This is a genomic window from Salidesulfovibrio onnuriiensis (genome assembly GCF_008001235.1).
In the GTDB taxonomy this organism is placed as follows: Bacteria; Desulfobacterota; Desulfovibrionia; order Desulfovibrionales; family Desulfovibrionaceae; genus Pseudodesulfovibrio; species Pseudodesulfovibrio onnuriiensis.
In genome coordinates, this window is record NZ_CP040751.1 from 155,463 (window position 1) to 169,261 (window position 13,799).

The window sequence follows — 13,799 nt, forward strand, 5'->3', positions numbered from 1 at the left end:
CGGCCCGCCAGCACCTGCGACTGTTGCAAACGAGTCAGCCTGCCAATCCCCCCTGATTCAATACGTCCAGGGAGAACCTCGCCAAGGCCTGCCCGCGGTCATCCATGGAAACGGTACCAGGCCCGAATTCGAGACTTATTTGCACACGGTTTTTCTCCACGTCCGTAGGTTTCATGAGCAGGGACACTCCGTTGGCGAAATCAATGCGCTGGTAGGTGTATGGCGCTGCCTGAGACGTCTCGTGCAAACGTTCCAGCACATTGCCCGGCTTTCCAGGAACAGTCAGATACGGGAACTTCACTTCGGCCTCGCCCTTCCAGGGTTTCACCTCCGCCCTTGCCGCCTTGTTCCAGGCGGTCAAAATGGCCATCTCGGGTGACACATCAGCCTTCAAATCCACGCCGGAGAGGCTGACTATGCGATTGCCGGCCCCCCAGGCCGATCGGAAAGACTTGTTCACATCATCGAGAACAACCGTGGCCAGCATTGGAGTGAACACGTCCAAGGTTTGCTGCGGGGACTGGTAAACCCGATCCTGGTTCATGCAGAGCACGATTTCATTGGCAATATCAGAATTATCGCGAGACAACTCGCGCTTAACTCCCTGTTTGAAATAATTGGCAAAAAACTTCTTGGCCCGCATCAGTTCTGGCTTGGTGAATCCAAACTCAAGAGCACGACGAAGCTCGTTCTCCAGAAGGGACAAGGACTCCTCCCAGCGCCCCTTGCGGGGCATGGCCATCATCCGGGCGTCGGGCATCTGGCCAAAGGCTTCGGTAAAATATGTAAAGCTCTTAAGCATGGGGGAATCTTCCCGGTTGGCCAAGGTCATCAGCCGAGCCTGCATCATGTGCGCGGCCAGCTGCTCATCAAGCATGGCGCGCTGCACGGCCAAGGAATCCCGCTCGTGCCTGCGCGGGTGGATGGCTTCAACCACGAGCATGCCCGTGGTACCAGAACGACGGTCGTAGTAGGCGTTCACGCCTTTGAGGCGCATATCGCCCCATGCAGGGATAGCGGGGCGTTCGGCCCGAGGGCCCGCTTTTGCGAAAACCTTTTTGACCAAGCCTTCCACGGTGCGCACGTCAAAGTCTCCCACGGCAATCAACACGGCCAGTTCCGGCCGGTACCAAGCGTCATAGAAACCGCGCAGGATGTTTGCGTCCGCACCTTTAATAACTTCTTCCGTTCCAATGGTTGGGTACACAAACCGGGAACCAGAGAGGAGGAAGCGCACCCGGCGTTGCGACGCCCGAAAGCTTTCCGAATCCCGTGCGGTTTTTTCCTTGAGTATAACGCCGCGCTCGCCGTCCACCTCTTCCTCAAGGAGGAGCGCACCATCAAGAAAATCCTCAAGTACAACAAAACCGCGTTCAACAACCTTCATGTCTGTGGTGGGCACTTGAAGCTTGTATACGGTCTCCTGCATGGCGGTATGGGCATTGGCGTCCGCGCCGAAACTCATGCCGATGGACTGGAAATATTTAATGAGTTCGCCAGGCGGGAAATTGCGGGAGCCGTTGAAAACCATGTGTTCCATGAAATGGGCGATCCCAGCTTGGGAATCAGTTTCCATGAGGGATCCAACCTGCATGTTCAAGTAAAGTGAGGCCCTTTCCTTGGGGGACCCATGATGCAGCAAAACATAGCGAAGCCCGTTTTCCAGCCGCCCGAAGACGGCATCCTGATGCGGCTCAAGAGTGGAGTGCTCATGGGGCCAGGAACCATCCAGCCACCACCCTTCGGACTTCGACCCCGCCTGAGCGCAGTTCGTTCCCGGAAACAAGAAAGCCCCTGTAAAAAACAGAAGCAATGCGTACAAAAATGCAATGGACGACACCGAGAACCGATGTGATGCAGTAGGCATGAGCGAGCCCTATCCCCTTCGAAAATTGAAATTGCAGCCAGACCTAACTCGAATAAAAACAAACGGAATTCGAGAGTGGGCACGAACCGTTCGCAGGAAGGGGGGTTACAATCATACACTCATCCTGTCAATAACGATTTTCATTTTCATAATCATTATAGTATGGGAAGGCCCGCAAACTGGAGATTTTATATCCAGATCAGCACTTGACGGTGATTCTCAATATCGACTATGACCTCCCCTTATTGAGTTGCAACACTGAACGCACAAAACATTTATTTGGACCGAACATGCTTTTTCGTCGAACACTTTCCACTTTCCTCCTACTGCTCGCCTTGTGCTCTCAGGCGTCTGCACAACCAGTAACCGTCCTGTCTCTGGACAGCACCGAACAAAATGCCGCACTGACGGACCACCTGCCCTACGTTGAGCCCGACGCCCCCAAAGGGGGGGGCATACGCCTCTCGGCCACAGGGAGCTTTGATTCCTTCAACGCGTACATCCCGAGAGGAATACCGGCAGCGGGGACCCCCTTGGTAACCGCAACCCTGACCGCCTCGTCACGCGACAACCCGTACGTACAGCACCCATATGTGGCCCAGAGCTTCGAGGTGGGGCCGAATAACGAATGGATTGAATTTCACCTCAATGCCCGCGCGAAATTTCACGACGGTATCCCGGTCACCGCCGACGATGTTGTTTTCACTTTCAATACGATCATGGCCGAGGGAAGTCCCCGCTATAAACAATACTACAAAAGCGTGAAACGGGCTGAAAAAACCGGTCCCCGTTCAGTAAAATTCGTATTCTCGGAAAAGAACAACCGTGAACTGCCGGTCATTATCAGCCAACTGCCGGTGCTGCCCGAACACTGGTGGAAAAACCGCGACTTCTCGAAACCGGGTCTGGAGCCACCGCTGGGATGCGGGCCTTACAAAATCAAGGATTTCCATCCTGGATACAGCATTGATTACGAACGGGTAAAAGGCTGGTGGGGAGAACACTTGGCCGTGAACAAGGGGCGGTACAATTTCGACGCCATCCGCTACGACTACTACCGCGACCGCACTGTGGCGGGCGAGGCGTTCCGGTCCGGCGAGTTTGATTATCTCATAGAGACAACAGCCAAAAACTGGATCAACGACTACAAGGGTCCCGCTTTCGACAAGGATCTTATCCGGCGCCTGGAACTTCGCCACTCACGCAATGCCGGCATGTCCGGATTCTTTTTCAATACCCGCCGCTCCCTGTTCCAAGACCGACGGGTCCGTCAGGCTTTGGCGCTGGTTTTCGATTTCGAATGGACCAACGCGGCCCTGTTTCACAACCAGTACAAACGCTGCGACAGCTTTTTCTCCAACTCGGACCTGTCCGCCACAGGCCTGCCGGACGAGCGAGAACAAGCCATCTTGGAACCGTGGAAAAACGAACTCTCCACCGAAATTTTCACCATTGCATTCATCCCGCCCCACGGAGACGGTTCCGGCCGCATACGCCAGCGCATAGGCACGGCCATGGAACTGCTCAATCAGGCCGGATGGACCCTCAGGGACGGAGTACTGCGCAACAAGGACGGGAAGCCCTTCGCCTTTGAACTGCTCTTGCGCTCCGGCAGCCTGGAGCGGGTGGCCCTGCCCTTCCGGCACAATCTTCAACGGATCGGCATCCACATGGATATCGCCCTGGCCGACACCTCCCGCTACATCCGGCGCACGCGCGACCACGACTACGACATGATATACACCACGGTGCCCCAGTCGGACCATCCCGGCAACGAGCAGCGTAACTACTGGACTTCCAAAACAGTTCATACCCTGGGATCGAGCAACTGGGCAGGTGTCACCTCTCCCGTTGTGGATGCCCTGGTCGACCGCATCATCGCGTCTGCGGACCGCGACGAGCTGATGGCCAACACACGCGCCCTGGACCGGGTTCTGCTCTGGGGCAACTACGTAATCCCGGGCTGGTACACGCCCGTTGACAGGGTGGCTTACTGGGACAAATTCGGCATGCCCAAAGCCAAACCCAAACGGGGGGTGGACCTGTTCTCATGGTGGGTGGACAAAAAAAAGGAACAGCGCATCGCGGAAAGCGGATTCCGTAGCGAAGAGGCCAAACCATGACCACCTATCTGCTGCGACGCCTGGCCCTTATGGTCCCCACCCTGCTGGGCATCATGGCCCTCAACTTCTTCATCATCCAGACCGCGCCCGGCGGCCCTGTGGACCAATTCATCGCCAAGCTTTCGGGCGAAGGTGACATGGTCATGGAACGCATCACCGGTCAGGCGACCGAGGTAAGCGGAGGGCACGACAAGGGCGAAGGCGAGCCGTTCAACTCCCGTGATTTATCCCCGGAGTTGCTGCAGGAAATACAGAAGCTCTACGGATTTGACAAACCACTCCTGGAACGTTTCGGCACCATGCTCAAGGACTACGCCACCTTCGACTTCGGGGACAGTTTTTTCAAGGGCCGTTCCGTGGTGGAACTCGTCAGGGAATCCCTGCCAGTCTCCATGTCCTTGGGAATCTGGAGCACGCTGATAATCTACCTTGTCTCCATCCCGCTAGGCATCCGCAAGGCAGTAAAACACGGCACGCGGTTCGACGCGGCCACAGGCATGGCCGTCATCGTAGCCAACGCCATCCCGGTCTTTTTGTTCGCCATCCTGCTCATTGTGCTCTTTGCCGGGGGCAGCTACTTCAAATGGTTCCCGCTTCGCGGCCTTGTCTCACCGGGCTTCGAGAGGCTCCCCCTAAGCGGCAAGATCGCCGACTACTTCATGCACCTGGCCCTGCCCATCGCGGCTATGGTCATCGGAGGGTTCGCCACCCTGACCATGCTGACCAAGAACTCCTTCCTGGACGAAATCGGCAAACTCTACGTGGTGGCGGCACAGGCTAAAGGCCTCTCTGAAAAAAAGGTCCTCTACGGCCACATTTTCCGCAACGCCATGCTCATCGTCATCTCCGGTTTCCCCGCCGCATTCGTCAGCATGTTCTTTACCGGCTCGCTGTTGGTGGAGGTCATTTTCTCGCTTAACGGCATGGGGCTGCTCGGGTTCGAGGCGGCCATGCAGCGGGACTACCCGGTCATGTTCGCCACCCTGTACATCTTCACAACCATCGGGTTGGCCACCAAAATCATCAGCGATCTTACATACATATTCATTGACCCGCGCATCGATTTCGAAAGCAGGGGGCCCCGACATGGCTAGGCTTACCCCACTGACAAAACGACGGCTTCGCGCCTTCCGCACCTGTCGCCGGGGATGGTGGTCGCTCCTGCTCTTCACCGCCCTTTTCGCGCTCTCGCTGGGTGCGGAGTTCATCGCCAATGACACCCCCCTGCTGGTGCGCTACAAGGGAGACTTCTACACGCCGGTGCTCACAGACTATGCTGAAACCGTGTTCGGCGGAGACTTCGACACGCCCACCGACTACCGCGACCCGTACATGGCCAATAAAATACAAGCCGAAGGCTGGATGTTCTGGCCGCCCATACGCTTTGCGGACGACACCATCGACTTCGACCTGCCTGCGCCCGCCCCCGCGCCGCCATCCCTGGCCCACCCACTGGGAACGGACGACCAGGGCCGCGACCTGGTGGCCCGGATTCTCTATGGATTTCGCGTTTCCGTGTGTTTCGGCCTGCTGCTGACCCTTGTCAGCACGGTGGCGGGCGTGATGGCCGGGGCCATTCAGGGCTATTATGGCGGACACATCGACATGATCGGCCAGCGCTTCATGGAAATCTGGTCCGGCCTGCCCGTGCTCTACCTGCTCATCATTCTGTCGGACATGTTCAAACCCGGCTTCTGGTGGTTGCTGGGCATCATGCTGCTCTTCAGCTGGATGGCCCTGGTAAACGTGGTCCGTACAGAATTCCTGCGCGGCCGCAACCTTGATTATGTGCGCGCGGCCAAGGCCATGGGCGTCCGCGACCGCAACATCATGTTCAGACACATCCTGCCCAACGCCATGGTGGCGACGCTGACCTTCCTGCCCTTTGTGCTCAACGGGGCAATAACCACCCTGACCTCCCTTGACTTCCTGGGCTTCGGCATGCCGCCGGGCTCACCCTCACTGGGGGAACTGCTGGCACAGGGCAAGGCAAATCTGCACGCCCCGTGGATCGGGCTTTCCGCATTCGTCGTGCTTTCCGTCACCCTGACAGTGCTCGTGTTCATCGGTGAAGCTGCCCGCGACGCACTCGACCCCAACAAAAACGCATCATGACCGCACCACTACTGAACATACAGAATCTCTGCATCGCCTTCGGCTCCAGGCCGGTGGTGAAAAACATTTGCCTGAGCGTCCGGCCGGGCGAAACCCTGGCGCTGGTGGGTGAATCCGGTTCGGGCAAATCCCTGACCGCCCGCGCGGCCATGGCCCTGCTGCCCCAGAAAGCGCAGATCACGGACGGTTCCATCACCCTGGGCGATACCGACATGTTACGCGCGAACGCAGCAAAGCTCTGCGCCCTGCGCGGCAACCGCGCGGCCATGATCTTTCAGGAGCCGCGCCCCAGTCTTAACCCGCTGCATACCGTGGAAAAACAAATCGGCGAGACCCTGTTGCTCCATACAGGGCTCAAGGGCGGTGCTATGCGAAAACGCATCGTGGAATTGCTGGATCTCGTGGGCATCGACAATCCCCAAAAGCGCCTCACGTCCTATCCCCATGAGTTGTCCGGTGGCCAATGCCAACGCATTATGATCGCATCAGCCTTGGCCGGCGAGCCGGACCTGCTCATTGCCGACGAGCCCACCACGGCCCTGGACGTCACAGTACAGCGCCAGATTCTGGATCTCATTGTCGAGCTTTCCCGCAAGCTGAACATGGCCACCCTGCTCATCAGTCATGACCTGGGCCTGGTACGCCATTATGCACACAGGATCTGCGTCATGCAGGACGGCAAGATCGTGGAACAAGGTCCCACCGAGGAAGTCTTCGCCTCCCCGGCCAGCGATGGCGCGAAACAGCTGCTCCAGGTCAGCCGGGGAATGATCCCCTCGCTACTGCCCGAAAAGAACGAAACACTTCTGGAAGTGGAGGATCTCAAAGTATGGTTTCCGATACAAAAAGGTCTGCTGCGCCGCACCAAGGATCACGTAAAAGCCGTGAACGGTGTGTCCCTAAAACTGAGCAGGGGCGAATGCCTGGGCATCGTGGGCGAGTCCGGTTCGGGCAAAACAACCCTGGGGCTTTCCGTACTGCGCATGCTACAGAGCACCGGAGCCGTCACCTTTGACGGGCTGCGCATCGACGGACTCAAGGGCGAAAGACTGCGCTCCCTGCGCAAACGCATGCAGATGGTCTTCCAGGATCCGTTCGGTTCCCTCAGCCCGCGTATGAGCATTGAACAGATCGTGTCCGAAGGGCTGACCGCGCACCACACACTAAACAAGGCGGAACGCGACCGCAGGGTGGACGAGACTCTGACTGAAGTGGGCCTTTCCCCGGACATGCGCGACCGCTACCCCCACGAATTCTCAGGCGGCCAGCGCCAGCGGATAGCTATTGCCCGCGCCCTGATACTGCGGCCCCAGTTCATGGTGCTGGACGAGCCCACCTCGTCTCTGGACCGTAGCGTCCAGTTCCGCATCATGGGACTGCTGCGCGGGCTGCAGGTAAAGCACGGCCTGTCCTATCTCTTCATCACCCACGATCTGCACCTTACACGGACCTTCTGCCACAGGGTGCTTGTCATGCGCGCAGGCCGCATCGTGGAAGCAGGCCCCACGCAGACCGTTTTCGATACACCCCGGGCAAACTACACCCAAACACTTCTTGACGCAGCAGACCTATCCGGTCCTGCCGCGTCCTCAACCGCAAAGGAATACATCTCATGAACCTGAAACGATTACGCACACTCGGCAAGGCGGCAGCGCCGCTGTTTGCGGCCTGTCTGCTGCTGACAGCCCCGGCACCTGCCACGGCAGCTTCCCAAGACATGGCCCAAAAAATGGTGGATGACGCCATTGCAGCCGAAACCAGCGCCCAGAAGCAACAGACCCGTTGGAACGCCCAACGCGCCGCCATGCTGGAGGAAATCCGCCAGCTCAAAAGCGAGAACCTATGGCTCTCCTTCCAGGAAAAGAAATACTCCCGGTACGTCGGCTCCATTGAGGGTAAGATCGCGGAACTGCAACGCATCAAGGCCGAACTGGAACGCATGGAGCAGGAGCTCGAACCGCTTCTCTACAGCCTGGTGGACCGCCTTACCGACGCGGTGCAGACGGATCTGCCTTTCCTCAAACAGGAACGCACCCGGCGCCTGGATTTCCTGCAGCGCACCCTGGACGACCACGAGCTTTCCAACGGTGAAAAGCTGCGTCGCATCCTGGAGGCTCTGGAAGTGGAAACCGCTTACGGCCGAAGCGCTGAGATGAGTGAGCAAACCATCCAGCTGGACGGCAAGCCCACCCAGGCCAGGGTTTTCCGGGCCGGGCGCCTGGGCCTGTACTGCCTGACCCCGGACCAGGCCACCGCAGGCCGGTATGAACGCAAGGCAGCCGGTTTCGTGACCATGGACTCGGAATTCGTGCGCCCCCTCACCGAGTTGCAGACCATGATCGAGCGAAAACGCTACACCAATTTCATCTACCTGCCCGTGAAGGAGGTCCGCTGATGCGTTTTCTCTGCGCCATCATCACCCTGCTCCTCCTGAGCCTGCCCGCAGCGGCGGCCGAGGAGCAACAAGCCGCTCCCTCCCCGCAGGAATCCACATGGAACACAACCGTGGGCGAAGTGGAAAAGCTACGCGACCATACCAAAGCCGAGGCCGCAACCACCCTGCGGAACATCACTCAGGAACGGCAGGAAATGGAACGAGAACTCAAGGCACTGCGCGCCGAAAAACAAAGCCGCAGCAACAACTACGAATCGTTGCTCAAACGCTTTGAAGAGCTGACCCAGGAAAAGCAGGCCTTGGATACGGAACTGGACAGCCAGCAGGACTCCATGCGCCTCATCGAGGGCGCGGTACGGACCTCGGCCAAACAGCTTCGCAAGCGCGCCTTGAACAGCCCGGCCACCGCAGAGCATCCTGGCCGCCTGGGCGAGTTGGACCGGCTGCTGGACGCTGACCGTTTCCCCGGCCTGGAATCCATTCAGGTCCTCACGGGCATATGGTTCCGCGAGATGGCCGCATCGGGCGAGGTGCGCACGGGCAAGAACCTGTGCGTGGCCCCGGACGGCGGAAGCAGGGAGGGAACCGTCACGCGGATGGGTACCCTGGGTGCGTTCTTCACGGACAACGATGGTCATACCGCCTTTCTGCGATCCAGCGCAGAAGGACGCCTGGAAATCGTGTCTGGCGACTTTGCCGGTGCCGTGGACGCGGCGGAATCATTTGCTACGGGCAAGGTTGGGGCAGCGCCCCTGGACTTTTCCGGCGGGGAAGTCTTCAAACGCTTTGGCGACGAATCAAGCTTCATGGTCTCGATCCTCAGCGGCGGCGCGCTGGTCTGGCCCATCCTGCTCGTGGGGCTCATCGGTTTCGCCCTGGCCTCAGAACGTTTCTTCACCCTGAGCCGTATCCGCACCTGCCCGGATTGCAAGATGGGCACGGCCCTGGAATGGGCCCTCAAAGGCGACCTGAAACGATGCGCCTCCTGCCTGGGCGACAAGGGCAACACCCCCACCTGCCGAGTGCTCAAACACGTGATTCTGCACTCGGGCGGCACCCTGGTGAGCATGGAAAAGGGGCTGCAGGAATCCATCCTGCAGGAAGTCCCCAAGCTGGAACGCTTCCTGCCCACCATCAACATCCTGGCCGCCGTGGCCCCACTGCTGGGCCTGCTGGGAACCGTCACCGGCATGATCGGCACCTTCCAGGTCATCACCATCTTCGGCACCGGCGACGCGCGCATGATGTCCGGCGGCATTTCCGAGGCATTGATCACCACCCAGCTCGGCCTGGCCGTGGCCGTGCCCCTGACCCTTATGCACCACTTCCTGGAACGAAAGGTAGACCGCATGGTTTCGGACATGGAGGAAAAGGGCACCACCCTGGTGGCGCGAATCATCGCCTCGGAAAAGGGAGAATAACCCATGCTCACGCAACTCATGAACCACCTGCGCGACGGGGGAACGGTCATGCTGCCCATCGGGCTGCTGGCCCTGGCCCTGTGGTGGCTGGTGTTTCTCAAGGCCCGCGAACTCTGGGACCTGATCAGCCGCAAGCGCACGCCCGAAGAAGTCCTGCACCAGGAGCAGGACGACTGGCAGAGCGCCATCGCCAGGGACTACCTGACGTCGCGCTCGGGCAGCGAGGAGCTTGACGTGGAGCTTTCCCGGGTGCTGGTGGACCGCTACGCCGGAGTGGCAGAAAAAGGCATCCCCACCATTCTTGTGCTGGCCGCAACCGCACCGCTCCTTGGGCTGCTGGGCACGGTCACCGGCATGGTGGACACCTTCGAGGTCATCGCCCAGTTCGGCACGGGCAACGCCAAAGGGTTGGCCGCGGGTATCTCCCAGGCCCTGATCACCACCCAGAGCGGCCTGATAGTGGCAGTGCCGGGCATGGTGGTGGGCGGTCTGCTCTACCGCAGGGCCAGCAAGCTCAAGGCAAAAATGGAACTCTTTCTGGGCGGCGTGGAGCGCATCGCCGCAGGCAAGGAGGCACGCGCATGAGCGCCTATTCCCCTTACCGCAAAAAACGCGACTCGGGCACGGGCATCAACATGACCCCGCTCATAGACATGGTCTTCATTCTTCTCATCTTCTTCATCGTCACCACCAGTTTCGTGAAGGAGTCGGGCGTGGATGTGGAACGCCCGGTGGCCAATTCTGCCGAACGCAAGGAAAACGTCAGCGTGGTGGTGGGCATCGACCCCACGGGCACCATCTGGCTGGACGGCAAAAGCATCGACATCCGATCCGTGCGGCCCTGGATGGAGCGTTTCGTGGCCGAGACACCCGAGGGCGTGGTCGTGGTGGCCGCCGACACCAAGGCAGAAAGCGGCATTCTCATCAAGGTGCTGGACGCCTGCCGCGAGGCCGAGGTCAAGAACGTGAGCGTGGCAGCGAGGAAACCTCAATGAGCTCAAAGGCCATGAAACGACACGCGGTATCCGGCATGGCCGCGCTGGCGGCTACCGTGGGCCTGTTTATGCTGCCGCTTCTCATGTCCAGGCTACAGGCCGCCACCCAGCCGCCGTCCGAATACGGTTCGGTAAGCCTGTCCAGCACACCCGCCCCGAACCGGGATACGGAAAGCGACACACGGGACGCCCCGGACCAGACCGAGCCGGAGAGGGTACAGGAGTTTGCGCCGCCCACCCAGGACATGAGTTTCACCCCGCAGCAGCCCACAGCCCAGCTGGACCTGCCCGACGTGGAGTTCACCATCAATCCTCAGCTTACCGCGGGCATGGCCCTGCCCGCCCCGGCCGCACTTTCGGCCATGGCCGCTCCCGCACCGGCCGCGCTGTCCGGAGGTTCCCTGAGTATCGGCGAACTGGACAATACCATTGCCCCGATTTTCAGTCCTGCGCCGAGATACCCGCGCGACGCCAAGCGACGCCGCATCGAAACTACGGTGCAGGCCAAACTGCACGTAAACGAACAGGGCAACGTCACCAAAGTGGAGGTGATCAAGGGTCCCTATTCGGACCTCTTCGCACCTCAGCTGCGCAGGGACCTGATGCGCTGGCGCTTCAAGCCCGGCACCAAGGACGGAAAGCGGGTCAAATGGCACGCCATCGTTCCCATCAACTTCAACCTGGACTAAGCCATGCGTTGTTTCCCCACAGCCCTCGCCCTGTGGCTCCTGCTCATCCTGTCCGCGCCCGTAACGGTTTCGGCAAACGACATGGCTCGGCCCATGACCGAACAGACCCGGCTTCGACTTTCCAAGGCGCATAAATGCATAAAAATGGACAAACCAGAATGCGCCCGCCAGATTCTGAGCAGATACATGGAAACCGCATCGCGGCCCCACCCCTATGGCGTGGTGCTCTACGGCAGCCTGCTCCTGGAACAGCATGAGCTGGCCGAGGCCGCCAGCGTGTTTGAACGGGGCTACGAGAATTATCCAAAATGCAGAGAGATCGTGCACAACCTGGCCGTGGTACGCTACGAGCAGGAAAGATACAGCGAGGCGGGCGAGATGTTCCTGAAAAGCTGCGCCCTGGCCGAGAGGCCCACGCCGGAAATCCGCTACCAGGGGGCCGTGTGTTTTTACCAGGCGGAACTCTACAAGCAGGCACACGAGGCTGTCAGCCCACTGCTGAACCTCAAGCAGGTCAAAAAGAACTGGGTGCGCCTGGCGGCCCACTGCCTGATCCAGCTCAAGGACTGGCCACGGGCCGAAAAAACACTGGTCCGATTCCTGAAGGTCTCCCCGGCCGAACACGAATACTGGAAACTCCTTGCCAACGTGCGCATTGAGCGCAAGCAGTACACGCGCGCCGCAGCAGCCCTGGAGATTGCCTATCGCATAAAGCCGCCAAGCGAGGAGGAACGCCGCAGTCTTTCCCAGCTCTACCTCTATGTGGACGCGCCCCTGCTTGCGGCCCATGCCCTTAAGGACGATTTCAAGGGAACGCCGCCGCCCAAGGTCTGCGACCAGTTGGCACGGGCCTATCTCACGGCCGGACGAATTGAACCGGCGTTGGGAATGATAGACCTGGCAATCCAGCAGGAAAACACGGCCGAACGCTGGCTTACCAAAGGCAAGATCCTATACGGCAAACGGCGTTACGCAGAAGCCGAGGGCGCACTGAAGCAGGCGGTCAAGCTCAAGGAAAAAAGTGGATTGGCCCATTTTCTCATGGGCATGAGCCTGTGGGAGCAACAGAACTGGCAAGAATCCAGAGACTGGTTCAAACGGACAGGGCAGTTCAAACGCTATGCGAAACGCGCGGACAGGGCCATCAAGTCTATCGACAGCATGATTGAGAGTGAACGCCAGAGCCGTCTGGCAACAATTGATGGCGAAGACCCACACCAGCTCCCCTGAAGCTTAGGCGTCCAAGGCAACTGCAGTCAAAAGTCCCGCCCGCTATCAAAAAGCTTAACGGTGCGTGGAACTTAACATACTTAAATAAATAATTTTCAGCACCTTAAAACTGGACTGGCTATAGCACCCAGTGGTGATATGCCTCATAAAACCTAGAATGCGTTTGAGGAGGCTCATACCAAGCTTTCAGAGGAACGAGACGTTTAAGCAAACCAAAAACTAGCTGGAGATAGTCTTCATATCCCCACCTCACTGGCTCGATTCTTTTGATGTCATAGCGCACTATCAGTTCATCAGTTTTTGGGCCACAACCTAGAAGGCTTGATTGTAGTGGGATGCAATCCCAGCATATATTTTTCTATTTGTGGGGCAGATATGGGGCAAACTACCGATCCCCCCTTAAAATCATCAAAAAAGCGGCTCACGATTTAATCGTAAGCCGCTGATTTTATTCTGGTACCGAGGGAGAGACTCGAACTCTCAAGGCCTTGCGACCGGCGGATTTTGAATCCGCTGCGTCTACCAATTCCGCCACCCCGGCACGGAAGGCATCCTACATAGAGGATATGGGTTGCGCATGTCAACGATTCAGTTGGGTTCCGGGGAGGATTCCGGCTCCGTTCCCGGTTCAAATTCCATGGGGATCCGATGCCGCAGCAGGGCGATGACACCGTCCGAATCCTCCACCGTGAAGCCGATGCGCCACCAGCGGCCCGTGCGGTGGGCGACAAAGATGCGGTCCCGGCCCGGCCTGCCCGAGTCGCCCGGGAACCAGGTGCGGAAATCGCCGGTGCCGTGGATGCGCCAACGCCCGCTCCACAAGGTGGGCCTGCGCACTGCCACCTTTCCTATTTCCGAAAGCTCCACCCGTTTGTCCCTGCCCAGGGGAAAGGAATAGCCGTGAAAGGTGATGCCGGTTTCATCAATGGTCACCAGCCCGTCCGAATAAAGAAAATCGCTCATA

12 protein-coding genes and 1 tRNA gene are annotated in these 13,799 nt (G+C 59.0%); 10 read left to right on the forward strand and 3 right to left on the reverse strand.

Features of this window, described 5'->3' with window-relative positions; genetic code table 11:
* Window positions 1-34: 34 nt before the first annotated feature.
* Window positions 35-1,867, reverse strand: a complete 1,833-nt coding sequence (locus FGL65_RS00675) for a M16 family metallopeptidase (protein ID WP_147818889.1) — start codon at window positions 1,865-1,867, stop codon at window positions 35-37.
* Window positions 1,868-2,400: 533 nt separating this feature from the next.
* Between FGL65_RS00675 and FGL65_RS00680 the strand changes: the two genes are divergently transcribed.
* From FGL65_RS00680 to FGL65_RS00725, 10 genes are read left to right on the forward strand one after another with little or no spacing between them, the layout of a single operon-like run.
* On the forward strand, window positions 2,401-3,990 hold the full coding sequence (locus FGL65_RS00680) for an extracellular solute-binding protein (protein WP_187170476.1): 1,590 nt from the start codon (window positions 2,401-2,403) through the stop codon (window positions 3,988-3,990).
* Window positions 3,987-5,084 (forward strand): microcin C ABC transporter permease YejB, encoded by a 1,098-nt coding sequence (locus FGL65_RS00685; protein WP_147818893.1) that lies wholly within the window; start codon window positions 3,987-3,989, stop codon window positions 5,082-5,084. The genes FGL65_RS00680 and FGL65_RS00685 overlap by 4 nt, the downstream gene beginning before the upstream one ends.
* Window positions 5,077-6,105, forward strand: a complete 1,029-nt coding sequence (locus FGL65_RS00690) for an ABC transporter permease (protein WP_147818895.1) — start codon at window positions 5,077-5,079, stop codon at window positions 6,103-6,105. Before FGL65_RS00685 ends, FGL65_RS00690 begins: the two co-directional genes overlap by 8 nt.
* Window positions 6,102-7,721 carry an ABC transporter ATP-binding protein gene (locus tag FGL65_RS00695; RefSeq protein WP_147818897.1) on the forward strand — a complete coding sequence of 540 codons (1,620 nt, stop codon included), beginning with the start codon at window positions 6,102-6,104 and terminating at the stop codon, window positions 7,719-7,721. The genes FGL65_RS00690 and FGL65_RS00695 overlap by 4 nt, the downstream gene beginning before the upstream one ends.
* The gene (locus FGL65_RS00700) at window positions 7,718-8,500 is read left to right on the forward strand and encodes a DUF3450 domain-containing protein (RefSeq protein ID WP_147818899.1); all 783 of its coding nucleotides are present in this window, start codon (window positions 7,718-7,720) and stop codon (window positions 8,498-8,500) included. Before FGL65_RS00695 ends, FGL65_RS00700 begins: the two co-directional genes overlap by 4 nt.
* A complete protein-coding gene (locus FGL65_RS00705; protein WP_147818901.1) occupies window positions 8,500-9,921 on the forward strand; it encodes a DUF3450 family protein in 1,422 nt (473 codons plus the stop codon). Before FGL65_RS00700 ends, FGL65_RS00705 begins: the two co-directional genes overlap by 1 nt.
* Window positions 9,922-9,924: 3 nt before the next feature.
* Window positions 9,925-10,506, forward strand: a complete 582-nt coding sequence (locus FGL65_RS00710; protein ID WP_147818903.1) for a MotA/TolQ/ExbB proton channel family protein — start codon at window positions 9,925-9,927, stop codon at window positions 10,504-10,506.
* Window positions 10,503-10,916 carry an ExbD/TolR family protein gene (locus FGL65_RS00715; protein ID WP_147818905.1) on the forward strand — a complete coding sequence of 138 codons (414 nt, stop codon included), beginning with the start codon at window positions 10,503-10,505 and terminating at the stop codon, window positions 10,914-10,916. The genes FGL65_RS00710 and FGL65_RS00715 overlap by 4 nt, the downstream gene beginning before the upstream one ends.
* Entirely contained in the window at window positions 10,913-11,605 is a 693-nt protein-coding gene (locus FGL65_RS00720; protein WP_147818907.1) for an energy transducer TonB, read from the forward strand. The genes FGL65_RS00715 and FGL65_RS00720 overlap by 4 nt, the downstream gene beginning before the upstream one ends.
* A 3-nt stretch (window positions 11,606-11,608) precedes the next feature.
* Window positions 11,609-12,835 (forward strand): tetratricopeptide repeat protein, encoded by a 1,227-nt coding sequence (locus tag FGL65_RS00725; protein ID WP_147818909.1) that lies wholly within the window; start codon window positions 11,609-11,611, stop codon window positions 12,833-12,835.
* Between the two features lie 454 nt (window positions 12,836-13,289).
* Here FGL65_RS00725 and FGL65_RS00730 read toward each other — a convergent pair.
* Both FGL65_RS00730 and FGL65_RS00735 read right to left on the reverse strand, forming a co-directional pair.
* Window positions 13,290-13,376: transfer RNA gene (locus tag FGL65_RS00730), tRNA-Leu, on the reverse strand.
* Window positions 13,377-13,423: 47 nt separating this feature from the next.
* Window positions 13,424-13,798 carry a hypothetical protein gene (locus FGL65_RS00735; protein ID WP_187170477.1) on the reverse strand — a complete coding sequence of 125 codons (375 nt, stop codon included), beginning with the start codon at window positions 13,796-13,798 and terminating at the stop codon, window positions 13,424-13,426.
* Between the last annotated feature and the right edge of the window lies 1 nt (window position 13,799).

What these genes read in the sequence shown, in the direction of transcription:
- FGL65_RS00675 (WP_147818889.1), bottom strand. Translation starts at nt 1,867, where the DNA reads ATGCCTACTGCATCACATCGGTTCTCGGTGTCGTCCATTGCATTTTTG.
- FGL65_RS00685 (WP_147818893.1), top strand. Translation starts at nt 3,987, where the DNA reads ATGACCACCTATCTGCTGCGACGCCTGGCCCTTATGGTCCCCACCCTG.
- FGL65_RS00690 (WP_147818895.1), top strand. Translation starts at nt 5,077, where the DNA reads ATGGCTAGGCTTACCCCACTGACAAAACGACGGCTTCGCGCCTTCCGC.
- FGL65_RS00695 (WP_147818897.1), top strand. Translation starts at nt 6,102, where the DNA reads ATGACCGCACCACTACTGAACATACAGAATCTCTGCATCGCCTTCGGC.
- FGL65_RS00700 (WP_147818899.1), top strand. Translation starts at nt 7,718, where the DNA reads ATGAACCTGAAACGATTACGCACACTCGGCAAGGCGGCAGCGCCGCTG.
- FGL65_RS00705 (WP_147818901.1), top strand. Translation starts at nt 8,500, where the DNA reads ATGCGTTTTCTCTGCGCCATCATCACCCTGCTCCTCCTGAGCCTGCCC.
- FGL65_RS00710 (WP_147818903.1), top strand. Translation starts at nt 9,925, where the DNA reads ATGCTCACGCAACTCATGAACCACCTGCGCGACGGGGGAACGGTCATG.
- FGL65_RS00715 (WP_147818905.1), top strand. Translation starts at nt 10,503, where the DNA reads ATGAGCGCCTATTCCCCTTACCGCAAAAAACGCGACTCGGGCACGGGC.
- FGL65_RS00720 (WP_147818907.1), top strand. Translation starts at nt 10,913, where the DNA reads ATGAGCTCAAAGGCCATGAAACGACACGCGGTATCCGGCATGGCCGCG.
- FGL65_RS00725 (WP_147818909.1), top strand. Translation starts at nt 11,609, where the DNA reads ATGCGTTGTTTCCCCACAGCCCTCGCCCTGTGGCTCCTGCTCATCCTG.
- FGL65_RS00735 (WP_187170477.1), bottom strand. Translation starts at nt 13,798, where the DNA reads ATGAGCGATTTTCTTTATTCGGACGGGCTGGTGACCATTGATGAAACC.